This window comes from Acinetobacter sp. YH16044, from assembly GCF_013417145.1.
Lineage (GTDB): Bacteria > Pseudomonadota > Gammaproteobacteria > Pseudomonadales > Moraxellaceae > Acinetobacter > Acinetobacter amyesii.
The window spans coordinates 1-24,000 of record NZ_VPEK01000034.1 but is presented as its reverse complement, the minus strand read 5'-3'; the positions used below and the strand labels follow the sequence as shown (position 1 = coordinate 24,000).

Annotated in this window: 22 protein-coding genes and 2 pseudogenes; 10 read left to right on the top strand and 14 right to left on the bottom strand. The window is 39.6% G+C overall.

What is annotated here, in order from left to right; genetic code table 11:
* Window positions 1–348 precede the first annotated feature (348 nt).
* Window positions 349–579 (bottom strand): hypothetical protein, encoded by a 231-nt coding sequence (locus tag FTV38_RS14370; protein WP_078190858.1) that lies wholly within the window; start codon window positions 577–579, stop codon window positions 349–351.
* A gap of 234 nt (window positions 580–813) precedes the next feature.
* On the opposite strand from FTV38_RS14370, the gene FTV38_RS14365 reads away from it, so the two are divergent.
* Together FTV38_RS14365 and FTV38_RS14360 are read left to right on the top strand one after the other, a co-directional pair.
* Entirely contained in the window at window positions 814–1,290 is a 477-nt protein-coding gene (locus FTV38_RS14365; RefSeq protein ID WP_168379808.1) for a CinA family protein, read from the top strand.
* 78 nt (window positions 1,291–1,368) lie between these two features.
* Complete coding sequence (locus FTV38_RS14360; protein WP_180022839.1) at window positions 1,369–1,986, top strand: aminotransferase; 618 nt, start codon at window positions 1,369–1,371, stop codon at window positions 1,984–1,986.
* 65 nt (window positions 1,987–2,051) lie between these two features.
* On the opposite strand, the gene prpC is transcribed toward FTV38_RS14360, so the two are convergent.
* Together prpC and prpB are read right to left on the bottom strand one after the other, a co-directional pair.
* Window positions 2,052–3,188, bottom strand: a complete 1,137-nt coding sequence (gene prpC, locus FTV38_RS14355; protein ID WP_180007804.1) for a 2-methylcitrate synthase — start codon at window positions 3,186–3,188, stop codon at window positions 2,052–2,054.
* A 3-nt stretch (window positions 3,189–3,191) separates the two neighbouring features.
* Entirely contained in the window at window positions 3,192–4,076 is an 885-nt protein-coding gene (gene prpB, locus FTV38_RS14350) for a methylisocitrate lyase (RefSeq protein WP_078188636.1), read from the bottom strand.
* A gap of 239 nt (window positions 4,077–4,315) precedes the next feature.
* Between prpB and FTV38_RS14345 the strand changes: the two genes are divergently transcribed.
* From FTV38_RS14345 to FTV38_RS14335, 3 genes are all read left to right on the top strand, one after another.
* Window positions 4,316–4,969 (top strand): TetR/AcrR family transcriptional regulator, encoded by a 654-nt coding sequence (locus FTV38_RS14345; protein WP_180007806.1) that lies wholly within the window; start codon window positions 4,316–4,318, stop codon window positions 4,967–4,969.
* A gap of 112 nt (window positions 4,970–5,081) precedes the next feature.
* A complete protein-coding gene (argF, locus tag FTV38_RS14340; protein WP_078193464.1) occupies window positions 5,082–6,002 on the top strand; it encodes an ornithine carbamoyltransferase in 921 nt (306 codons plus the stop codon).
* A 91-nt stretch (window positions 6,003–6,093) separates the two neighbouring features.
* Window positions 6,094–6,570, top strand: coding sequence for a hypothetical protein (locus FTV38_RS14335; protein WP_180022838.1), 477 nt, complete (start codon window positions 6,094–6,096; stop codon window positions 6,568–6,570).
* 50 nt (window positions 6,571–6,620) lie between these two features.
* On the opposite strand, the gene FTV38_RS14330 is transcribed toward FTV38_RS14335, so the two are convergent.
* The 5 genes from FTV38_RS14330 to argC all read right to left on the bottom strand — a co-directional run bounded on the left by FTV38_RS14330 (window position 6,621) and on the right by argC (window position 11,653).
* The gene (locus tag FTV38_RS14330) at window positions 6,621–6,974 is read right to left on the bottom strand and encodes a YnfA family protein (protein ID WP_180022840.1); all 354 of its coding nucleotides are present in this window, start codon (window positions 6,972–6,974) and stop codon (window positions 6,621–6,623) included.
* Between the two features lie 76 nt (window positions 6,975–7,050).
* Window positions 7,051–9,327 (bottom strand): ATP-dependent Clp protease ATP-binding subunit ClpA, encoded by a 2,277-nt coding sequence (gene clpA / locus FTV38_RS14325; protein WP_180022837.1) that lies wholly within the window; start codon window positions 9,325–9,327, stop codon window positions 7,051–7,053.
* A gap of 12 nt (window positions 9,328–9,339) precedes the next feature.
* Window positions 9,340–9,753, bottom strand: a complete 414-nt coding sequence (clpS, locus tag FTV38_RS14320) for an ATP-dependent Clp protease adapter ClpS (RefSeq protein WP_180022836.1) — start codon at window positions 9,751–9,753, stop codon at window positions 9,340–9,342.
* Between the two features lie 18 nt (window positions 9,754–9,771).
* The gene (locus tag FTV38_RS14315) at window positions 9,772–10,521 is read right to left on the bottom strand and encodes a hypothetical protein (protein WP_180022835.1); all 750 of its coding nucleotides are present in this window, start codon (window positions 10,519–10,521) and stop codon (window positions 9,772–9,774) included.
* Window positions 10,522–10,600: 79 nt separating this feature from the next.
* The gene (gene argC, locus FTV38_RS14310; protein ID WP_180022834.1) at window positions 10,601–11,653 is read right to left on the bottom strand and encodes an N-acetyl-gamma-glutamyl-phosphate reductase; all 1,053 of its coding nucleotides are present in this window, start codon (window positions 11,651–11,653) and stop codon (window positions 10,601–10,603) included.
* Between the two features lie 131 nt (window positions 11,654–11,784).
* On the opposite strand from argC, the gene FTV38_RS18155 reads away from it, so the two are divergent.
* Window positions 11,785–12,063, top strand: coding sequence for a hypothetical protein (locus FTV38_RS18155; RefSeq protein ID WP_228157131.1), 279 nt, complete (start codon window positions 11,785–11,787; stop codon window positions 12,061–12,063).
* A 213-nt stretch (window positions 12,064–12,276) separates the two neighbouring features.
* Here FTV38_RS18155 and FTV38_RS14300 read toward each other — a convergent pair whose 3' ends face one another.
* Both FTV38_RS14300 and rpiA read right to left on the bottom strand, forming a co-directional pair.
* Complete coding sequence (locus FTV38_RS14300) at window positions 12,277–12,954, bottom strand: SprT family zinc-dependent metalloprotease (protein WP_180022833.1); 678 nt, start codon at window positions 12,952–12,954, stop codon at window positions 12,277–12,279.
* A 212-nt stretch (window positions 12,955–13,166) separates the two neighbouring features.
* On the bottom strand, window positions 13,167–13,838 hold the full coding sequence (rpiA, locus tag FTV38_RS14295; protein WP_078188646.1) for a ribose-5-phosphate isomerase RpiA: 672 nt from the start codon (window positions 13,836–13,838) through the stop codon (window positions 13,167–13,169).
* Window positions 13,839–13,945: 107 nt separating this feature from the next.
* On the opposite strand from rpiA, the gene ilvA reads away from it, so the two are divergent.
* The 4 genes from ilvA (at window position 13,946) to FTV38_RS14275 (ending at window position 18,300) form a co-directional block, all read left to right on the top strand.
* Complete coding sequence (gene ilvA, locus FTV38_RS14290; RefSeq protein WP_078193470.1) at window positions 13,946–15,484, top strand: threonine ammonia-lyase, biosynthetic; 1,539 nt, start codon at window positions 13,946–13,948, stop codon at window positions 15,482–15,484.
* A gap of 194 nt (window positions 15,485–15,678) precedes the next feature.
* A complete protein-coding gene (locus tag FTV38_RS14285; protein ID WP_180022832.1) occupies window positions 15,679–16,146 on the top strand; it encodes a hypothetical protein in 468 nt (155 codons plus the stop codon).
* A gap of 104 nt (window positions 16,147–16,250) precedes the next feature.
* The gene (locus FTV38_RS14280; protein ID WP_078188649.1) at window positions 16,251–16,910 is read left to right on the top strand and encodes a TrkA family potassium uptake protein; all 660 of its coding nucleotides are present in this window, start codon (window positions 16,251–16,253) and stop codon (window positions 16,908–16,910) included.
* Window positions 16,911–16,962: 52 nt separating this feature from the next.
* A complete protein-coding gene (locus FTV38_RS14275; protein WP_180022831.1) occupies window positions 16,963–18,300 on the top strand; it encodes a TrkH family potassium uptake protein in 1,338 nt (445 codons plus the stop codon).
* A 377-nt stretch (window positions 18,301–18,677) separates the two neighbouring features.
* Here the strand turns inward: FTV38_RS14275 and FTV38_RS14270 are convergent, their stop codons facing one another.
* The 4 genes and pseudogenes from FTV38_RS14270 to FTV38_RS14255 all read right to left on the bottom strand — a co-directional run.
* The gene (locus tag FTV38_RS14270) at window positions 18,678–19,835 is read right to left on the bottom strand and encodes a phospholipase A (protein ID WP_180022830.1); all 1,158 of its coding nucleotides are present in this window, start codon (window positions 19,833–19,835) and stop codon (window positions 18,678–18,680) included.
* A gap of 18 nt (window positions 19,836–19,853) precedes the next feature.
* On the bottom strand, window positions 19,854–22,793 hold the full coding sequence (locus tag FTV38_RS14265) for an insulinase family protein (RefSeq protein ID WP_180022829.1): 2,940 nt from the start codon (window positions 22,791–22,793) through the stop codon (window positions 19,854–19,856).
* A gap of 141 nt (window positions 22,794–22,934) precedes the next feature.
* Window positions 22,935–23,709 (bottom strand): annotated as a pseudogene (locus FTV38_RS14260) (hypothetical protein).
* A gap of 199 nt (window positions 23,710–23,908) precedes the next feature.
* Window positions 23,909–24,000, bottom strand: a pseudogene (locus tag FTV38_RS14255) (IS5/IS1182 family transposase); the annotation flags it as partial.

The window sequence follows — 24,000 nt, the reverse complement described above, 5'->3', positions numbered from 1 at the left end:
ACTGAGGATCAGAAAGCTTGTTTGAATCGATGTATTTCATCCGCAGATTATGCACGAATGCTAAGAAATCCGGAGTGCAAATATTAACCAAAAAGAAGATCGTTTTTTGATTTATGAAAGAGATCTATTATTTCTTCCCCCATGAAAAAACAAATAAATTATACTCAATAATATCTCGGGGATTAAATAGCCGTTGGTCGAATAGCTAGAGCTATGGATCAAGTGATCATTAAAAAATACATATCCCTTTTGAATCTAGACTTATCTAAAGTTTGAATCAGGCAAATACAAAAATACAGTTCCCAACTCAATGAGAACTGTATTATTAATACTACAAATTGATCGAAATTAAACGGCAAGTACTTTCACAATAATGGTTTGCATGTCTTCATTTTCTTCCGCCAAATAAACACGCTTTAACTCTTTGCTTTTCACTTTGAATTGATGATTTTGATACTGAATTACAGCCGGAATTTGATCAAAATACAGGCTATCTGCGTCTAATTCTTCTTGAAAAAGTGGCGTGCCCAATTGGTAGTCTAGGCTTTTTAATACTACATATTTAACAGTCGTTTTCATTGAAATAAACCTACTTTTGTTACGCTCTTTATTTTAAGTTTTAACATCGTTTTCCTTCCGAAGAAACCTTTATTTCATATTTTCGTACAGCTTCTAAACAATCACGCTATTTTCGTGAATTCCACAACACACAGTACCAACTTAGACTTTTAGTGAAATTACAGGCGAGCGAAATCAATGCTAAAATTTTAAGAATACTAATGATCATTCACCATTCTACTTTGGGGTAAGCACATGCTTAAACAGTGTTGCGATGCTTTAGAACAAAAATCCATGACTATCGCGTTTATCGAGAGTGCAAGCTCTGGTTATTTATGTAGTCAATTTTCAATTTATAAGAATAGTGGTGCAGATATCTTATTAGGTGGACTAGTGAGCTATGATCCATCAATCAAGCGTGAAATTTTAAAAGTAGATCCTCTACTAATAGAAAAATTTACGGCCGAATCCGCAGAAGTGACTCAAGCGATGGCTGAGCAAGGACAACAACTATTTTTACATGCGGACTTTGTGGTGGCCTGCACTGGATTACTCAAACCTGGTGGCAGTGCAACCGTAGAAAAACCCGAAGGTACATTTTATATTTCAATCTTACATGACGGTCGTATCTATAATTATCACTATTTTATTTTAGGTACGGCTTTAGAACGCCTAGATCAGTTAACTGAAAATGTTGCTCACAGTGTATTAGACATCTTAAATGCAGAATAAAACATACATAATCTTCATATTTAAATATCATTTTGCATCGCATACTGTATTCAGGAATTTACTCATCAGGACAAGACAATGCAGCTACGTCATTTCAATGCATTCGCAATTAGCACACTACTGTCCTGCTCTGCTTTGGCGACGGTAGGCGGTCCTCAAAACATTGAGGTTTTAGGTTTTGATAAAAAAGACCAAAAAATCTATTTAATGCGTCATTTTGAAGATGGTCGTGGTCGTTTACCACAATTATATTATTATCAATTAAATAGCAAAAAGCCGACGCAATTAATTACAGTAAAATCTTTATATATTAATCCCAAGACAAAACGGATTGATTACGATCAAGACAGCACCCAGTTTGATAAAGAAATCGCGAAAATAAAAAAGCGTTTAGTCAAATTAACACCAGTAAATAACAATAATGCTCGAATACAGTTATTAACAACCATGAATGGCACTGCAAAATCATGGTATGACCCGAATGAAACCATTGATAAATGGACCTATCAATATCGTGTTAAAAATTCGCAGTATAAAAGCGCTGTACAAAAGGCTGAGACGTATAAAGAAGGTTTAAAAATCTCTAAAACTTATCGTGTAGTGCAAAAACCTTTTTATTTAGTGACTGTTAAATATTTAGGGATTCCATTTGAAACGGGATATAGCGTTGAAGATCCGGTTTTACTAACCAAATAGATTGTTAACACAAATAACAAATAATAAAAAAGCCTCTTTAGAGGCTTTTTTATTTCACTTTAAAATTATGCCGCAGAACGCTCTGCAATCGGCACCACTTTACGTAATTCAGGGCCCGTATAGTCCGCACTTGGGCGAATAATACGGTTATCCGCACGTTGTTCCATCACATGCGCTGCCCAGCCTGTTACACGTGACATTACAAAGATTGGCGTGAACAATTTGGTTGCAATATCCATGAAGTGATAAGCAGATGCATGGAAGAAATCTGCATTACAGAACAGTTTCTTCTCACGCCACATCACTTCTTCACAGCGTACTGATACTGGATAAAGCACAGTATCGCCAACGTCTTTCGCTAGGCGTTCAGACCAGATTTTGATGATGCCGTTACGTGGGTCATTGTCTTTATAAATCGCATGACCAAAGCCCATGATCTTTTCTTTACGCTCAAGTTTGCCGAGCATTTCACGTTCAGCTTCTTCTGGAGACGTCCAGTTTTCAATCATTTCCATCGCAGCTTCGTTCGCACCGCCATGTAATGGGCCACGTAGTGAACCAATTGCACCTGTGATGCATGAATGCATATCTGACAATGTTGATGCACATACACGCGCTGTGAATGTAGATGCGTTAAACTCATGCTCTGCATACAAAATCAGTGATACGTTCATCACTTGCTCGTGCAATTCATTTGGTTTTTCGCCACGCAGTAAATGTAGGAATTGAGCGCCGATTGAATCATCATCGGTGTTTTCTTCTACACGTACACCATCATGGCTGAAACGGTACCAGTAGCAAATGATCGCAGGTAGCGTTGCCAAAATACGGTCTGCAACATCTTGTTGTTGTTCAAACGATTGTTCAGTTTCAAGGTTGCCTAACATTGAAACGCCTGTACGCATCACATCCATTGGATGTGAGTCCGCAGGAATACGTTCTAATACTTCTTTCAACGCTTGTGGCAATTGACGCAATGATTTGAGTTTAGCTTTGTATGCTGCTAATTGTTCTGTTGTTGGCAATTCACCAAAGAAAATCAGGTACGCAACTTCTTCAAACTGACAGTTTTCTGCCAAGTCTTGAACGTCATAACCACGATAGGTTAAGCCCGCACCGCTTTTGCCTACAGTTGAAAGTGCAGTTTTACCCGCTACTTGTCCGCGCAGTCCTGCGCCCGTGAGTACTTTTCCTTCAGCCATTTTTTATTTTCCTTCAGTGAACAATTTATCTAAGGTATTTTCAAAAGTGTGATAATCGAGGAATTGATAGAGTTCTTTTCGTTGTTGCATTTTATCCAGTACATTGACTTGTGTACCGTCATTGCGGATTGCATGCATCACTTCGAGTGCCGCTTTTTGCATTGCACGTGTCGGAGACAATGGATAAAGCACCATTGAAATGCCTTGCTCGCCTAATTCTTCTTTGGTGTAGTAAGGGGTATCACCAAACTCTGTAATGTTTGCCAGTACAGGTACACCCACAGCATCGCAGACTGTTTTGTACATGGTGATGTCTGTCATTGCTTCAGCAAAGATCGCATCTGCTCCTGCTTCTACACATGCACATGCGCGGTCGATCACTGCCTGCAAACCTTCTTTTTGTAATGCATCTGTACGTGCCATCACCACAAAATTTGAATCGGTTTTTGCATCGACTGCCGCTTTAATACGGTCAACCATTTCTTGTTGTGACACAATTTCTTTGTTTGGACGGTGACCACAACGTTTTTGTGCCACTTGGTCTTCGATATGCACCGCTGCTGCACCCGCAGCAATCATTTGTTTCACAGTACGAGCAATGTTAAATGCACCGCCCCAACCTGTATCGATATCGACAAGTAATGGCGTATCTACACGTTCAGTAATACGACGAACATCTTCCAAAACATTGTCTAAACTGGTCATGCCTAAGTCAGGTAAACCATAAGAATAGTTCGCAACACCTGCACCAGATAAATATATGGCTTTATAGCCAACTTCTTTTGCCATCATTGCTGCATAGGCATTTACTGTGCCAATGATTTGTAATGGTTTTTCTACTTCCAATGCTTGTCTAAATCTTAAGCCTGCAGACGTTTGTTGTGTCATATTCCTTTCCACGGCATTTACTTTAATTTTCGAAGTTTGAGTATATCCATATTTTTTTCCAACTCTATGGCTTTGTAGAATATTAACTCTAAAACTTTAGTCAAATATTTCACTTGTCACCTATCTGTTGTTATTCTTTAGTCAAAGATCTCTGATTTATAAGCAAAGCAGAAAAGTACTAATTTTTTTGCTATAATTATCGTCAAATCAGCTCTTTTTTTGTTAAAAATTATCACTTTATGCAAGATTTAATACACATTGAACCTCTAACGCATGACCAGCCACAAACGAGGCGCGGACATGAACGATGTGTTGCGCTTTTAGAAAGTGCTACGGAGCTTTTTTTAAAACGTGGTTTTGATGCAGTTTCATTAGATGACATCGTGAATCATGCAGGTGGTTCAAAAGCGTCAATCTATAAATATTTTGGTAATAAAGACGGATTATTTAAGGCTATTTGTGACTATCGTCGCTGCTTATTTTTCAAAGATATTTGCCTACCATTTACGGTGAGCCCTGACACCGATATTCGTGCTTATCTCATCAATACTTTAAGTGACTTTCATCAGCATATTGTGATGCCTGAAAATGCGGCATTTATGCGGTTAGTCTTAGAACAAACAGGACGTAATCCTGAAATAGCACGTTATATTCATGAGCAAGGCCCAAAACAAATTCAGAACACCGTTGCAGAAATTTTAAATCAAGCGCATCAACACGGTTTGCTGTATTGTGAAAACCCGTTGTTTTCGGCTCAATTTTATTTTGGAATTTTGCGTAATTTAGAATGGCGCGTTCTCATGGGCATCAGCATTGACGAAAATGATCAAGAAACCATCAATTACATCAGTTATTGCGTCGATCGTTTCCTAGACGGTCACCAAAAGCGCTAGATTTTTTGCATTTTACCTCTCTTATAGTATATTAATCGATTCCTTTTTCTCTAACCAACCAACAACTAATTGTTGTTTTGTTTTTTGATTCAGCAATTATTGTGGAGTAACAATGGCTCTACGTCACTTTCTAACTTTACGCGATTTATCGACTTTAGAACTTAACCAAATTGTACAGCGCGGTATCGAACTCAAGCGCAAACAGCATAACAATGAAGTTTTCCAACCTTTCGTTGGTAAAGTCATGGGCATGATTTTTGAGAAATCGAGCACCCGTACACGTGTATCGTTTGAAGCAGGAATGAGCCAATTTGGTGGTAGCGCAATTTTCCTTTCATCTCGCGACTCTCAATTAGGTCGTGGTGAGCCAGTAGAAGATTCTGCACGTGTGATTTCAAGTATGCTTGATATTGTGATGATTCGTACTTTTGGTCATGACATTGTTGAACGTTTTGCTTCTTATTCAAAAGTTCCTGTCATCAATGCATTAACAGATGATCACCACCCTTGCCAATTACTTGCCGATGTTCAAACATTCGTTGAACACCGTGGTTCTATTGAAGGTAAAACGGTTGCTTGGATTGGTGATGGCAACAATATGTGTAACTCATATATTGAAGCTGCTCATATGTGGGGCTTTAAATTAAAAATCGCTGCACCTAAGGGCTATGAACCTAAAGCAGAATTTTTATCTGAATTTGCACACTGTGTGGAACTTGTTGATTCTGCAGAAGATGCTGCAGTTAATGCAGATTTAATCGTGACAGATGTTTGGGCAAGTATGGGCCAAGAAGAAGAACAAAAAATTCGTGAAAAAGCGTTTGCAGATTATCAAGTGAATGAACGCCTGATGGATCTTGCTCACGCTGACTGCCTATTTATGCACTGCTTACCTGCGCATCGTGGCGAAGAAATTTCTGAAAATATGCTTGATCACAAAAATGCCGTGGTTTGGGATGAAGCTGAAAATCGCTTACATGCACAAAAAGCACTTGTTGAATTTTTAATTAACGAAAATCTTAAAAAAGACTAAGGTTTTACTTAGATAAATGAAGCACCTTAGGGTGCTTTTTTTGTTTTTGCGTGCTTTAATAAAACCATAACTTTTATAAGTGATTTAAAATATGCACATTCAAAAACGCTTTTTAATTTTAGTCTCTTTGGGCCTAAGCACCGTTACATTTGCAGCATCTCCAACTGAGTTAGATCACTACCTCGTAAAAAAAGGAATTTTGGATGCTTCATATCAAATTAAAAATAAGACAGCATTAGATGAAATACTTTCTGCCATAAGTGACGAAGACTCTCGTACTCTTCCTTATCAAGTTGACCAAAATATGTTGATGGAAAAAATGGAAGTTTCAGCAGATAAAATAGAGATCGAAGGAATTATCACCACACCTGACTTTACACAATTTGCAGAATCGGTGGGTCAACAGCAAGTCAAACAACTGATTAAAAAGAATTCTCTACAAAATTGTGAATTGCTATTTGAGCATCAATTTCAACGTGTAAATCCATATGTATTGGAAATGGATTTATCTTCACCTCAACAGAAATACGAAATAAAAATCCACAACGCTGAATGTAAATTTAAATAAACATCTGATTTCTTACAGCTCTTGGTTTACCTTCTGCAATGTTTTTTTACTTAACGAATTAAACCTTGAGGCTGTAATGCAATCACAGCTGCACCCACCAATACGATGATGCCACCTAACATATCCCATCGCGTTAGATTTACGTGATCGACAAAACGCAACCACAGCAATGCAGAGAAAATGTAGATTCCGCCATAGGCTGCATAAATGCGACCCGAAGCTGCTGGATGCAAAGTCAATAACCAAACAAATGCAGCCAATGCAAGGGCTGTTGGAATCCATAACCACTGCGATTTTTGCTGATTTAAAATCAAATATGGGAAGTAACAGCCTAAAATTTCCATCAATGCTGTTAGTGCAAATAAACCGAAAGTGGTCAGCACTTTTGTTAATGATACGTCCATCATTGAGAAATCCAAATCTAGCGTTGAATAAATATAAAAAACCCGTGCAAGCACGGGTTTTTGTTAATTAAATTGATTAAGCAGGTTCAGCGGTTTGGTCTTCAAACACTTCGAGTTTTAAGCCCACTGCTTTGCCATTTTCTTTCTTCACTGAAACAGCAACATTGCCGCCATGTTCCGCAAGCTCACCAAACAAAATCATTTCAGCAAGCGGTTTTTTCAAATGCTCTTGGATTAAACGCTGCATTGGACGAGCGCCCATCAAGCGATCGTATCCTTGCTCGGCCATCCATTCGCGTGCATCTTGATCGACTTCAAGAACCACTTTCTTGTCATCTAACTGTGCCTGAAGCTCTGTTAAGAACTTATCAACCACACTTTCAATGACCGTTGTTGGCAATGCTTTAAATTGAATTACACCATCTAAACGGTTACGAAACTCTGGAGAGAAGGCTTTTTTCATCGCGTCTTGGTTGTCATTACTGTTGTCTTGGTCCATGAAACCAATGCTCACTCGTGAAATTGATTCTGCACCAATATTCGTAGTCAGTACTAACACGACGTTACGAAAGTCAGATTTACGACCATTGTTGTCCGTTAATGAACCATGATCCATAATTTGAAGTAACAAATTAAAGACATCTGGATGCGCTTTCTCAATTTCGTCTAGTAAAAGTACGCAATGCGGATTTTTATGAATCGCGTCGGTCAACAAACCTCCTTGATCAAAACCTACATAACCCGGAGGCGCACCAATTAAACGAGATACGGCATGACGTTCCATGTATTCAGACATATCGAAACGCACAAGTTCAACGCCTAACAATTTTGCCAATTGCTTAGTGACTTCAGTTTTACCCACGCCTGTAGGACCAGCAAATACAAAATTACCCACTGGCTTATCTGGTGCTTTAAGACCTGCACGAGATAATTTAATCGCAGATGCAAGCGCTTCAATCGCTTCATCTTGACCAAACACCACACGTTTCAGATCACGCTCTAGATTTTCAAGAACGCTCTTGTCATCTTTAGAGACAGTTTTCGGTGGAATACGCGCAATTTTCGAAACGATATCTTCAATGTTTTCAACTGAAATGACTGTATCATCTTGCTCAGCTTTTAAACGACGCTGCGCACCAGCTTCATCAATCACATCAATGGCTTTATCAGGCAAGAAACGATCATTGATAAATTTTGCAGATAGTTCTACCGCAGAAACCAACGCTTGATCTTCGTATTTCACATGATGGAATTCTTCAAATTTGCCTTTTAAGCCACGCAGAATATCAATCGTTTCTGAAATAGATGGTTCATTGACATCAATTTTTTGGAAACGACGAGATAATGCATGATCCTTTTCAAAGACTTGACGGTATTCTTGGAAAGTCGTCGAACCGATACAACGCAAAGTACCATTCGCCAAAGCAGGTTTGATGAGGTTCGATGCATCCATCGTGCTGCCCATACTTGAGCCTGCACCGATGATCATGTGAATTTCATCAATAAATAAAATAGCTTCGGGCTTTTTCTTCAAGGCATTTAGCAGTTGTTTTAAACGCTTTTCAAAATCACCACGGTATTTAGTTCCAGCGACTAAAGCACCAATGTCTAAACTAAACACTTCTGCATTTTCAAGCGGTTTAGGTGCTTTACCATTTACAATGAGCCAAGCCAATCCTTCAGCAATCGAAGTTTTACCTACACCCGGATCACCCACCAAAAGTGGGTTGTTTTTACGGCGACGGCATAGAATTTGAGCTGTACGTTCAATCTCTTTTTCACGACCAATCAGTGGATCTGTTTTGCCTTTTTGAGCTTCAACATTGAGATTGGTCGTATAAAGCTCAAATGGGCCAGAATTTGAAGACGTGGTGCTTTCACCATCGAGCTCTTCGATTTCTTCTTCGGCTTGGACTTCATCTTTACGTGTGCCATGAGACAAATACTGCGTTAATGTCAAACGGTTGATTTGATGGCGTTTAAGTAAATACACCGCAAATGAATCACGCTCTGAATACATCGCAACTAAAATGTCTGCACCTTCTACAGTGCGGTCATTACCACTCGATTGAACATGGAAAATTGCACGTTGCAAAATACGATCAAAACTTTCTGTAGGATGTGGTGCTTGATCGCTATTTTCGCCAAGCTTAGGGGTATGTTGTTCTACGTATTCTTCAAGTTCTTTGCGAAGCACAATAATGTCTGCGCCACATGCTTTCAATGCATTAACAGCGGAATCATTATCCAGTAAAGCCAATAATAAATGTTCTACCGTCAAAAATTCATGTCTCTTTTGACGAGCCATGCTGACAGCCAAACGTAATGATACTTCTAATTGACGACTGAGCATGTAATCCCCTTATTAATCTTTTGGCTCAATCTGACAAAGTAATGGATGACTTTGCGACCGAGCGTAATTATTGACCTGATTTGCTTTAGTCTCTGCGATGTCTCGCGGATAAACCCCTGCAACACCCTTTCCTTCATAATGTACAGTTAGCATTACTTGAGTGGCTTGGTCAAGATTCAAAGCAAAGTATTGTTGTAAAATTTCAATTACAAAGTCCATTGGGGTGTAATCATCGTTCATTAAAACGACAGCATACATAGGAGGACGCTTTAACTCAGGTGGCGCAGTCAATACTTGAATGTCTGAATCACCATCATCCTGCGCACCTTGGCTGAGAGTCGGGTTTAGATGCCAGTCCACTAAACCAGATTGGTAAAATGAATTTTTAATGTCAGATAAACACGTTTGACGCTTATTGGTTCGCATAGGATTTAGGTTTCACACTTAGTTTGCACTTGCTTCAGTTTGAGGAATTTCTGAAAGGAAGGCAGATTGATTTTCAACAGGCTGACCTTTCGACCAGCTAAAACGGCGAATAACGGGTTTAGAACCGCTTAAACGCACTTCAATAAAGTCTGGACTAAAGCCTTTTGGCATGGTCCAACGTCCAGTGAGTCGCTCACTTTCGCTAAAGTTAAAGTTTTTGTCTTCTAAAGGCACTGCAAGTACTTCTGTACCCTTAATTAGACGCAGCTCAACACTTCCAGATACATTACTTTTTGACGGACTTACTTGAACGAGATCAAGTTGGTATTCATACGCATTTTCAGGTAACGGTTTAATCGCTAAATGTTGTACTGCAAGAGGCATACCACCACGTTGGCGTAATACTTCACGATACAAAACACCCAAATTACCCGTTAATTCTTGATCATCACGTGCTTTTTTAACAGCCAAATATAAATCATTTGAATTACTTACAGCGACATCACGCTCTTGGATTGCCGCATTCAAACTTTTATTCAGGCCTGCTAATTCAGTTTTTTGCTTTTGCACCACATCAACAAGTTGCTCTGCATCTGCATCATAACCGACCACAGTTAAGCCCTGACGATGACCGATACTATATCCGAGAAAACCGCTGCTCAATGCAAGTACAACTGCACCAATCGCCAGTGGCATATTCGTCTTCATAAAAGGCGTTTTTTCACTGTTTTCAGGTTCTGACTTGAAATTAGATTCTGTATTCGACATCGTCATCTCTTATTTTTAGTTCACTCAAGGCACACATTTAAATCCAGTTTTAAATGTGTGTGAAGTTTTAAATCGTTTCTTATGGTAATAAACCAATGCCTTGAAGTCCTGCATTTTCAGCAAAACTAAACATCAAGTTCATATTTTGTACGGCTTGACCTGCTGCACCTTTCACCAAGTTGTCTTGAGCCACCAAAATCACTAATTTTTTCGGCTGAGGTTTGCAAATCGCAATACGTAATTGGTTCGCACCACGCACAGTACGTGTTTCAGGTGAGCTACCTGCAGGCATAACATCTACAAACTGCTCATTGGCATAGAACTGTTCATATATGCTTTGTAAATCCGCAGAAGCACCTGCGTCTGTCAAATCAATATAGATAGTACTGAGCATGCCACGAATCATCGGTACTAAATGCGGTACGAATAAAATTTCGTTAAACACACCTTTTTGACCTGATATATTTTCTAAGGCTTCTACTATTTCGGGATGATGACGGTGACCTGCTACACCATATGCTTTAAAGTTATCTGCATTTTCAGAATAGATCATACCTAGGCTGGCTTTACGACCTGCACCAGACACACCTGATTTTGCATCAATAATAATGCTTTCAGGTTTCACTAATCCTTCGGCTTTTAATACTGGCGCTAAACCGAGCTGAACAGTTGTTGGGTAACAACCTGGGTTACCAATCACTGAAGCCTTTTGAATTTTTTCACGGTTTAATTCAGACAAACCATAAACTGAATCTTTTAATAGCTCTGGACATGCATGATCTAGGCCATACCATTTCTCAAATTGAGCTAAATCTTGCAAGCGGAAGTCAGCAGCAAGGTCAATCACTTTAGTATTTGCAGCAACTAACTCTTCTGCGTGTTTCATTGCAACACCGTGCGGCGTCGCAAAGAATACAACGTCACAGTGTTTTAGTTCTTCAATATTTAGATCTGAATAGCAAAGGTCTGTATGTCCACGCAAACTTGGGAACATATCATCCACACGGCGGCCATTTTCAGTACGCGAAGTTAAAACTTTCACTTCCGCATTTGGGTGTCGCAGTAAAATACGCAGTAATTCAACACCTGTGTAACCTGTACCGCCGACAATACCTACTGAAATCACGCTCATTACCTCTATTCAAAGTATCCATTTGATGACTGCCTAGTATGACAGGAAGTTGAGGATTTCTGAACTGTTTTGACATATAAAGCTTCACTTTATAATGTTAGCTTATCTTCTGAATCCTATTAAGTCAGATCATGCATATAAATCCTGATCATTACCTATCCACAGCTCAAGGTCGTGTCTTCACTAAAGAAAGAAATATTCCAGCATGGCAATGCTGTTTTGACGCTTTTAAGCATGAATTAAAAACTAACCCAAAGGTTAAAATCATTTATATATTGATCGGATGCCAAGGGGCTGGGAAATCAACTTGGGCCAAAAACCAAATATCCCGCGAACCTGAAAATATTATTTTTGATGCTATTTTAGTAAAGCAATCTGAACGTCTACCGATAATTGAGCAAGCTAAATAATTGGGTAAAAAATGCGTTGCTGTATGGTTTCAAATCCCGCTCGAAGTATGCATAAAAAGAAACGCTCAACACCCTTCAGATGAAATAGTCGATCTGATGGCATTAACCAATGTTTATTACGCATTAGAACCGCCTACATACCAAGAAGGATTTGATTTAATTGAAATAATATATTAAGAAATGCTTTAGTGTTTACAACTTAGTGCCTTTAATTCAGAGCACCCACCACCAAGGCATTGCCGTCATTTTTAGTATTTTTCGATGCTGCTGAAAATTTATATCATGCTTTTGCACTTCAGCCCAAAAGTTTGGGCTATGGTCAAAGTGCTTGGTATGCGCTAACTCATGTACAGCCACATATCGTGCAACTTGCTCTGGAAACAGCACCAATGCGCTATTCAGCATAATATCATGGCGCGCTGAACAGCTTCCCCAGCGCGTTTTGGGCTGACGAATCGAGCACTCACCATATTTCAAGCCTGTTTCACTGCTCACTTGCTTTAAATAAATTGGTAAATACTCTTTGGCATAAGCAATCACAAAACTTTTTAAATATTGCTCAGGCTGCCGATCACTGATGAAAAGTTGATGATTTTCTTCATCTAAGATGAATGAATGTTTTTGAACTTTATAAACAATGCTTAGAGGCTGTTCTAGATTGAAAAGTTCTAATTCTACTGGAAGCGTTTTATCAATCTGCCCTGTTTTTTCCTGCTGCTTCTGCCATGTTTCAATCATCCATTGTTCAGATTGTTTCAGAAAATCTTGAACTTGGCGCTGAGTACAAAACTGGGGAACCGTTAATTTAATTTGAGTTGGTTCTACACGCAGTCTGAGGCGTGTTGCACGTAATTTTCGAGTGATTTGAATTTCAGGAAGGTTGGGTGTCATTTATTCTTTTAAAAGCTTATTAATAATGCATAAATTGAATTTTAAATATTTTCAAAAATATATTAGGAGTCCCTTCTCCCTCTGGGAGAAGGTTAGGATGAGGGGGACTTTTAAATTGACCTCTCCCTAACCCTCTCCTCAAAGGAGAGGGAACTTCCATTAGAAATTTAAATATAAATCGAAACTCTATTTACATTTAAATTTTCTATAGATTAAACAGCAGTACGCTCTTCAATACCGTTATCAGTCGCAACAACAGCAATATCCGCTTTGTTTAATGCAAAAATACCGTTACACACTACACCTGGGATGTCGTTCAATGTTTTTTCAAGCTCTAATGCATTTAAGATATTTAAGTTGTGTACGTCTAAAATTACATTACCGTTATCCGTTACTACGCCTTCACGGTACACAGGGTCACCACCTAAAGAAACGATTTTGCGCGCTACAGCAGAACGTGCCATTGGAATCACTTCTACAGGAAGTGGAAATTCACGTGCCAACTGATCAACCCATTTAGAATCATCTACGATACAAACGAATTTTTTCGCAATTGATGCAACGATTTTTTCACGAGTCAACGCAGCACCGCCGCCTTTAATCATGTGCATATGACGGTCGATTTCATCCGCGCCATCCACATAGGCATCTAAACCGCCAACGTGGTTCATATCAACCACTTCAATGCCTAATTTTTTCAAACGCTGTGCAGTTGCTTCAGAACTCGCAACAGCGGCTTCGAGTTGAAGCTCCGGCAATAATTCGATGAGGAAGTTCACAGTACTTCCTGTACCAACACCCAAAATACCGCCCTTTGGCAAATGCTTTAACGCAGCTTTTGCGGCAGCTTGTTTCTTTTCATCTTGGGTAGCATACAGACTCATAACTTGGCTCAACTATTTTTTGACATTTGTTGCTGATTTTACAGCCCAAATGTACAGGTGTTTGTTACAATGAACGCCTATTTTAAACTGTTAGATGGAAAATTAACATGCTGTCTCGTTTGGTTCGACAAATATTACAGGCAACGGTCTATGACGTTGCAATCGAAACCCCACTCGAAGCAGCGCCACGAATTAGTGAAAAACTAAACAATAACATTCGCTTTAAACGCGAAGATTTACAACCTGTCTTTTCTTTCAAACTACGCGGTGCCTACAACCGTATTAGTCAATTACCGAAATCTCAGTTGGAACGTGGCGTTATTACTGCTTCTGCAGGTAACCATGCTCAAGGCGTGGCGTTATCTGGTAAAAAGTTAGGTATTCGCGCCATTATTGTTATGCCTAAAACCACACCAGACATTAAAGTACAAGCGGTTAAACGCTTAGGCGGTGAAGTGGTTCTGCATGGTGATTCTTTTGACGTAGCCAATAAATATGCAATCCAATGTGCAAAAGATGAAGGTATGACCTTTATTCCACCTTATGACGACGAACTCGTTATGGCCGGTCAAGGAACCATTGCCAATGAAATTCTTCGTCAATGGCGTGATGTAGACTATGTATTCGTTGCTGTAGGCGGTGGCGGTCTTATTGCCGGTGTAGCCGCTTATTTAGGCGATGTGGCACCGCATGTTAAAGTCATTCCTGTTGAATATGACGAATCGGCTTGTTTAAAAGCAGCCTTTGAAGCTAATGAACGTGTCATTCTTCCATCTGTAGGTCTTTTTGCCGACGGTACAGCCGTTGCACAAATTGGTGAAAAACCGTTTGAAGTGATTCAACTACAAAAATCAGATAACTCAGGCCCAATTGTTGAGCGTGAAGTTGTACTGGTAAATACCGATGAAATCTGTGCAGCGATTAAAGATACCTTTGATGAGTGCCGCAGCATTGTAGAGCCGTCAGGTGCAATGGCGCTTGCAGGTATTAAGAAGTATGTAGCTGAGCATGGTCTAGAAGGTAAAAATATGGTATCGATTGTTTGCGGTGCAAACATGAACTTTGACCGTCTGCGCTACATTGCAGAACGTACCGAACTGGGTGAACGTAAAGAAGCGATCTTTGCTGTGACCATTCCAGAAGAAAAAGGTTCTTTCCTTAAATTCTGCCGTGCACTACAAGGCCGTAATATCACTGAATTTAACTACCGTGCAAGCAACTCAAGTGCCGCTCAAGTGTTTGTGGGTATTAGTCTCAAAAATGGTGAGAAAGAACGTCAGGAAATTTTTGAAACCTTAAAATTCCAATACGATGTAGACGATCTTTCTGATGATGAAGTGGCTAAACTGCATATCCGTTATTTGATTGGCGGTCATGCCGATATCGAAAATGAACGCCTATTCCGCGTGGAATTCCCCGAACGTCCGGGCGCATTACTGACTTTCTTAGAACGTCTAGGCCCAACGCATAACATCACCCTATTCCACTACCGTAACCACGGTGCTGCTGAAGGTCGTGTATTGGTGGGTATGGAAGCAACGGATGCGAAACAAAACCCAGATGGTTTAATTGAAACATTGGAAAATATTACCTATCCATATGTTGAGATTACCAATAACCTCGGTTATCAACGTTTCTTGAAATAAGTAAAATTTCTATATGAAAGCTGGGATCTAGGTTCTAGCTTTTTTATTTGCATCAACTATTTCCTGAATCAAAATAAATAAATTCATCAAATTAATTCATCAACGCTGTCATTGTTGTTAATTTAACCATACCCTATAATCCATTGAAAATAAAACAAAATGGATATTTAAAATTGAATTTTTATGCCTTATTTATGATCGTCATTGTGGGTTTAGGTGGATATTTTTATGTATATCCGGCTTATCAACTTAAGCAAGAGGAAGATAAGATTCGTCAAAATATGAAACAAATTCCAAATCAGTCCCGTACGCAAAATCTAGAAAATATTTACGGCTATACCGCGCAAGCTGAAATGCTGAATCAATATCCAAATTTCATTGTATATATTCGCTTTGATGAGCTAAATGATCAAACCGCTCCCGAATCTGTTCAAGCCATCATCCGTGAATTTTCATGCGATGGCTTAAACCGTTTAAAAAACAATTCCGAACTTGTTCGTAAAGCCACCTTAAATGTCATTAAAGAAGATCAGCATCAATTTCAATATATTCTGAAAAACAACTTAGGCTATGAAATTTTTAAATACCAACAAGTTATGGAAAATTGCCCCAATATTGCTGAACTTTATGCCTATCAAAATACTGAAGAAATTAAAAATTAGAGCTTTTCGGTTTAGATGGATTATGTAAATTTTCATAGCCGCTCTAGGCTGAACAAGCTAACATCAACATATTCAATAACTTTAGAATAATTTAGGAATACGGCATGGCTCAATTCGCTGTGATTGGCTTAGGAAGTTTTGGCGCAACTGTAGCCACTGAACTCATGGGTTTAAAACACGATGTCATTGGAATCGATAGCAACAAAAAGTTTGTTGAAAGTATTTCAGACCAACTGACCCATGCAGTGATTGCTGACGCAACAGATGAGCACGTTTTACAAGAACTCAATATTCAAAATTGTGAAGCCGTCGTTGTCGCGATTGGTGAAGATATTGAAGCCAGCATCTTATGTGTGCTTCATCTTAAAAACATGGGGATCAACAAAATTTGGGCCAAAGCCAAGTCCAAAGCGCATCACATGATTTTAACCCATTTAGGCATCAGCAAAATCATCCATCCTGAAGAAGATATGGGTGTCCGCGTTGCCCAGTCATTGAGTTATCCAATGGTGAGCCGCTACATGGTGCTCGAAGATGATCATTATTTGGTGAAAGTTGAAATTAAAGAATCACAACAAGGCACGCGTTTAAATCAAATAATGGATCATGTCCCTGAAGTGAAAACAATTTTGCATAAACGTGGCACCGAGCTTCAATATAGTTTAGATCCAAACCTGATTTTACAAACAGGTGATATTTTAGTGGTTGAAGGTTTACTCGAACATTTACGTCGACTGGCTAAACATTTCAAAGCAACTTTGTAATCAGCGTCGTGCTCCTTTTGCACATAATCACGCAAAATGACAGTAGAAAAACATGAAACTGCACAATAAACAGCGTAATACCATTAATCTTAGCCCACCCAGTATTTTGGCATTGGGTTTTCTTGGGCTTATTATCATTGGCACCTTGCTGTTAAAACTCCCTTATTCACATCATGGCGATTTAAGTTGGATCAATGCCCTCTTTACAGCGACCTCTGCCGTAACCATTACAGGACTTTCAGTTGTAAATGTCGGCGAAGCCTATACGGTATTTGGTAAAGTCGTGATTATGGGTTTACTACAATGCGGCGGTCTCGGCTTTATGACCTTTGCGATATTGGCCGCTATGAGTTTGTCCCCTAAAATTGGGCTAAAACAACAAATTATGGCTCAAGAAACCATTGGACAAACCAGCCTTGCCAAAGTGACCATGACCATCAAAGGCGTACTGCTGTATTCACTATTTTTTGAAATGGTGGGAACGGTAATTTTGACCATCGCTTGGATGCAAGAATACAATTTTAACCAGGCCCTGTTTTATGCTGCCTTTTATAGTGTTTCAGCATTTAATAATGGTGGATTTTCATTATTTCCCAATAGTTTAATGAGCTTTGCTGACCGTTATTTCATTACGTTTACCATCAGTATGCTTTACATCATTGGTGGTATCGGCTTTTTGGTACTGATGGACATTAAGCGCAATAAAAGTTGGAAAAAACTCAGCACCAATAGCAAGCTGATTTTATCGACCATTGCAGGCTTAAATGTCTTTGCCTTCATCACCATTTGGTTATTAGAAGCCAATAATGCGGCTACCTTAGCCACGATGTCACTTGGTGACCAAGCCCTCAACGCGTGGTTCCATGCAACGGTTCCGCGCTCTTCGGGTTTTAACAGCTTACCTATGGAAAGCATGAGCGATGCATCATCACTCATCACGATGTTGCTGATGTTTATTGGAGGTGGTTCTCTCAGTACAGCTGGTGGCATCAAAGTCGGGACGTTTATTATTGTTGTACTCAGTGTGGTCAGTTTTTTAAGACGTGAAGATGAACTGCGTGTATTCAACCATTCTGTTTCTGAAAAAACCACCTTCAAAGCATTAGCGGTGATTTTCATTACAGTGACGTTGATTTTCATTGGTTTTTTCAGTCTCTTAGTACTAGAGCCTGACAAACGCTTTTTAGACTTACTCTTTGAAGCTGTATCCGCTACCTGCACCGTTGGTCTATCTCGTGGCATTACCAGTGACTTACAACCCGCCAGTTTAGTCGCTTTGATGTTATTAATGTTCGCAGGCCGTCTTGGCCCCTTAACACTGGCTTATCTGATTGCTACACCGAAGAAGAGTCGCTTAAAACACCCGCCTTCTGAGATCCAGATTGGTTGATTTGTACATTTTCTCTCAGCTATAAAAAAACCACGCCGCAGCGTGGTTTTTTTATTTACTGATGTTACATAGTAACATCAGTAGCGTAATTTGATTCAAATGAAAGAACGATACGCGGTAAGGTCATCCGCAAGTGTTTGAGACAGGATGACTTCTAATCAAAAATGTTTTTGCGATACTTTAAATAAATAGACGCTAGAGAGCGAGTTTTGCGGATGACAATGGTTTTGGGTACTTTTGCCGAAACAAAAGTACCTCCAGCCGAAGGCTAATCCCTTTATTCAATCCCTAGATATAAGACTCCGTCGATTAGACTTAAAAGCATCTTAAAAATGCGAAATTACTTTTACGTCCGTAAATTAATTATTGAGCAATCATTAAAACCAATTCATTAATGACACACCGACACCGACATAGGTTGCACGATGGTTATAGTCAATCAGGCTTTCACCATAACCATCAAACAATTGAACTGTACCGCGCAATTTACCATTGATTGGGAAAGTCCAATCAAACTGCACAGCACCATGTGAATCATCACCACCTTTTAGTGAATGGCGCAACATCAAACTAAAGTCATGATCTTTATGACGATAAAATGCTGTTAAATCCCCACGTCCCACATAGTCGGTAATATCTGGGTTGTTATCATCTTTGGTATCTTCTTCGAAACGATACCAAGGACGTAACATCAGTGCAAAATTGTCACGTTCAAATCCTAGATTTAACATGACACGGTTCCAACTCCGCGATAAGGGATCAGAACGTCCATTAGACTGATGGTTAAAGGTTAGACCCAACATACGCCAATTCAAACCTAAGAGTTCATAGTTGGTACGAAAAACCAGACTAGCTTCAGGTTCATAGTTGGTTTCACGGAATGGTCGTGATTCGTCTTCGTTGTAGACTTGCCAACGAGAAGACTGGGTATAGCCCAACCAGATATCACCATTATCACCAAATAAGTTTTCAACAGCTTTGGTTTTTAATGACAATTGGAACTTGGCTTCCATCGATTTTAGGTTTTGTTCCTGATCGGCTTGTACCGTGTTGTTTTCATTCGGGCTTGATGGACGTTCATTTTTATCCGATGTCCAATATCCCGGCATTAAATACACAGGTTGATAGCCGCGAATATTCCATGTTCCCAATTTACTTTCTGGAGAAAGCTCCCAACGACTATCCAATAGTGAAAGATTTGGATTGAGGTTCGGTGCTTCTACAGCAAATAAACGGTCCGTAAACGCATGACTGACTTTTTCTTTGAAAGTTAGTTTCTCTGTCGGTTCAGGCTTAATTTCTTGTGCGGCTTGACGCTCAGAGACCAACATTTCTTTTTCAGCAGGTTGCACTTTAAACAAAGCGTCATAACACGATAATCGCTCTGCATTTGACTCAAGTGCCACACATGCTTCTGCGGTTGCAGGCTTAGCAGCCACATCCGCATTTTGTGCATTTACAGTACTGACATACATTGAACTGAGCGCAATGAGGCTCAGTTGCAATGTCGTACGCTCAAGAGATTTGAACGCCATAAAAACCCCTTTTTTGTTTTAATTCACTTGTTTTATTTCGAAACCAAGCTCAACCAAAGCATCTCGCTTAGCCACCGGTGCAACCACAGCTTTTGTCGGTTGTTGTTCAACCAAGTACGCCACAGCAACACGTTTTAGATCTTCCAAAGTCACATTCAACAGACGTTCACGTAACATTTGACGGAAAGCTGGCGTGCGTTTATGCAATAAAGCATAACAAGCTGTAATGGCTTCACCCGCTGGTGACCCCGGTTTATCCATGCTGGCAATTAGACCCAAAATCGCTTCTTCTAGCTGATGAGGTTGTTGTTCAGCATTCAGTAGCCACTGCACACTTGCGTCAAAATCTTTAAACGTTTCAGCTAAACGTGGGTCACGGTAGCTATAGAAACGGAATGAACATGCATTGCCGTCATAGCTTGCTCCGCCACCATAAGCACCACCTTTTTCACGAATCGCGCTATGCAAGAAGCCATTACGCAAATAAGCCGCCAAAATCATTAAAGGTGCTGCATCTGGATGTGACACTTCCACCGCAGGATATGCTGAAGCGCAGAACTGAACATTGGCTTGAATGAGCCAAGCTTCGTCATTGTTGCTATCTGCAAAATTCACTTGAGTTAAAGCATGTGGGTTATCATCAATCGCCACTTTATCCCAAATGGTTTGAACTTCTTCAACCAATCGGTCTGAATGATGCTCCTCACACACCACCAAGAATTGTTTTGGTGCTTTAAGCAAACGGTTATGAATTAACTTAAGCTCATCAATCAAGGCATTATAAGCCGTGTCGTCTTGCTCAATTTTGCTGACAAGTTCTGACAGCCAGTTCAGCGCGCCTAGGCCTGTATTATGATAATCACGTAGCGCCAATGCACTATGTTGCCGACCTGCAATTTGCATTGCATAACTATGACCAGAACCAGATACACGTGACTGCCAACGTGCTTTACGTTGTTGCAATAACTCTACGATACGATTTTTTTCATCAAAACGTAGCTGTTCAAAAGCCAATTTCAATAAGCGAATGGCTTCAAGATTATTCACCAATGATTTAGTGGTCAACGTTAGCCAAGCACTAATTTGACCTTTATCATCCACTTTTGAACGCAGCGATGCACCCATACCTAAACCGCCACTCACAGCTGTTTGCAACTGTTGTAGCTCTAAGTAGTCGTATTCACCTGCACCAACTTCACCCATCAAAATCGATAAAAGATTGAAATACGGCGATTGCACCACTTCATCAGGAATCTGAATCAAAACTTGTTGGTAATAAAGACCATTGGTGCCTGCGTGGTAAAGATTTAACGGCGTATCCAAGCCATTACTGATAATTTCGCGTAATTGACCTTGTACAATCTGTAATTGTGCAGGAACGTCTTCTAAACCTACTTTAGGCAATAGGTTCAAATCATCTGGGGTATCTTGACGAATGTTCAGTGCTTCAGTCTGCGCAATAATCTCTGCTTTTTGCGCTTCAGTTAAGTTCGCATCAATTTCTTTTAAACGTGCTTTTTCTGCTGCCGCTTCCAACGCATTTTTTTCAGCATCTGGAACCAAAGTTAATTGCACACGATGTTGATTATCAAGCAAGTAGGTTTTGATTAAGTTAGATAACCACATTGGGTCTTTCAACTCTTCCTTCACTTGTTCAATGGCCGTATCCACATCCCAAACATCTACAGGGTCTGAATGGTGAATCGCACTGCTTAAACCATTCAGAATTAAGCTTAGGCCATATGGTGTACCATCACCATTGATTTCACGCTGATGCAATTCAATCTGATGTAAAATCGCCTCAACTAAAGCCGGATCAACAGGCTTAGCCGCAACGTCTTCTAATACTTTAAACACGCCATTTTTAAATTGTTCTGCATGCTCAGGGTTGGAACCTTGAATTGCACAGTAGAACGTCATTTCATAGTTTGAGTCATCTACGCCCATAAATGGACCAGTAGACTGCGCATAACCACAGGTTTCTAAGTAATGACGTAAAGGTGAAGCAGAATCTTCAAGCAATACACCCTCAACCAAACGCATACCTAAACGTAATTTGATATTACTTGCTTCTGGCAATAACCAAGAAAGTACATGATAGGTTTTGTCTTTAAGGTCTTCAGCATCAACTGCATATGTTTCGGTTACCGTTACAGGCGCAGTTAAACGACGCTCAGGTTTTGAATACAGCGTTTGACCTTTTTCAAATTTTGACAAAGCAAGCGTTTCAAACTGTTCTTGTAAGTTATAAGCAGGCTCATTACCAAAGGTCATGAACACCGCATTACTTGGGTGATAATGTGATTTGTAGAAACTTACTAGCTCTTCATAACTTAAGTCAGGAATGTCTTTAGGATCACCACCTGAGTTGTAATGATATGTCGTTTCTGGGAATAAATGATGGGCAAGTTGGTGATACAACTGATCTGAAGGTGAACTCATGGCACCTTTCATTTCATTAAATACCACGCCTTTATATACAGCTTCTCCATTTTCTAGCTCAATACGAATCCCTTCTTGCGCAAAATCAAGCGGGTTCAAATTCGCAGCAAAAGCAGCATCCATATAAACTTCTAACAAGTTTTGGAAATCTTTTTTGTTTTGCGTTGCAAATGGATATGCCGTCCAATCCGCTGCGGTAAACGCATTCATAAACGTATTGAGGGAACGACGAATCATTAAAAAGAATGGGTCACGTACAGGGAACTTTTCTGAGCCACAAAGTGCTGTATGCTCAAGAATATGCGCCTCACCTTTTGAATCCATCGGCTGCGTACGGAAGGCAACTAAAAATACGTTTTCGTCATGGTTTGTGGCTAAGTGATAATGCACTGCGCCAGTCACTTTGTGTTTATATTCAGACACTAAAATGTCTAAAGCTTCAACATGATGTTGACGAATCAACTGAAACGCGGGATGTACAGTTTGAGAAATGGTTTCAGTGACATCTACAGTCATGTGTGCTCCTAATCTATTCATTTAAATTAGGCAAAGTATACCTTAAAAAATCACAACTAGATTCACCGAAACGACATTTCCAACTGTTTTAATCAACTTGAACTTTAATTTTAAAAATCACTTGTTTTCGCACTAAAACATTTAGACTGGTTTTATGGATTGCCTATCATTTCGAGTTGACCAATAGACACAAATCACAATCGCCAATAACAATACAAAAGAAGCCATAAAGCGACTTAAATCCAATCCACCTGAACTGATGGGCTTATCTAAAAAATCGCCGACAACTGCGCCCAATGGACGTGTCAAAACAAAAGTAGCCCAAAATAAAATCGTCTTTGAGACCCGACTAAAAAAGTACAACAACGCCATCAATAGAGTTAAACCACCAAATAGCCAAATGCCACCGCTATAGCCTAATCCTGCACTATCGGAAGTTCAGTCCCCCCAAAGCCGTACCTAATGTTTGAGAAAATGTAATCGTCAACCAATAAAAGATCTGTGTGTGCGGCAAATTCACTACACTTGGATTGATTGACCCTTCGACTCGATACCAACTAAAAAGCGATATGAGAACCAAACTGAGTAACAGAAAACTACCACCCAAGTAGCCAATCCCTAAAGAACGATCTACAAAATCCGCTAAAGTCGTACCGACCGTAGTACTAGCAATAATCGTGGCCCAATATAAATAAGGTTTATAGGCTTTGGACTGTATTTGAAAATACAGCAGACTGATAAATATGCCTGCGAAAATAAAGGTACTGAGTAAATAGCCCAAATTTAAGGACATGGACAGTGCATCACCACTGGTTTCACCAAAGGTGGTCGCAAAAATTTTGGTCAACCAAAACAGCGCGGTAATCTGGGGGACTTTTTTAACGTAGTCTTGTAGTTCATGCACTTGCATATGCATATTCATCACTCAATGCAGTTATTTTGATGCTTATATCTTCGATAACTGAAATGAATTTTTGCTTAAAATAAGGCACTCTTTTTTTAGAATTGTCACAAGAAAAAAAGCACCCGATATCGGATGCTTCATTTACAGTATTTACTGTCTATTTGTGGATTTAAAACTAGGGTGTGTTGACATTTACAGCCGATAAATTGAGCTAAAGAGGCAACCATATAAATATACAAGCTAAAGCAACAGCGCTTTGATAGTTACGTTTTAGCTTATCGTATCTTGTGGCAATTCCTCTAA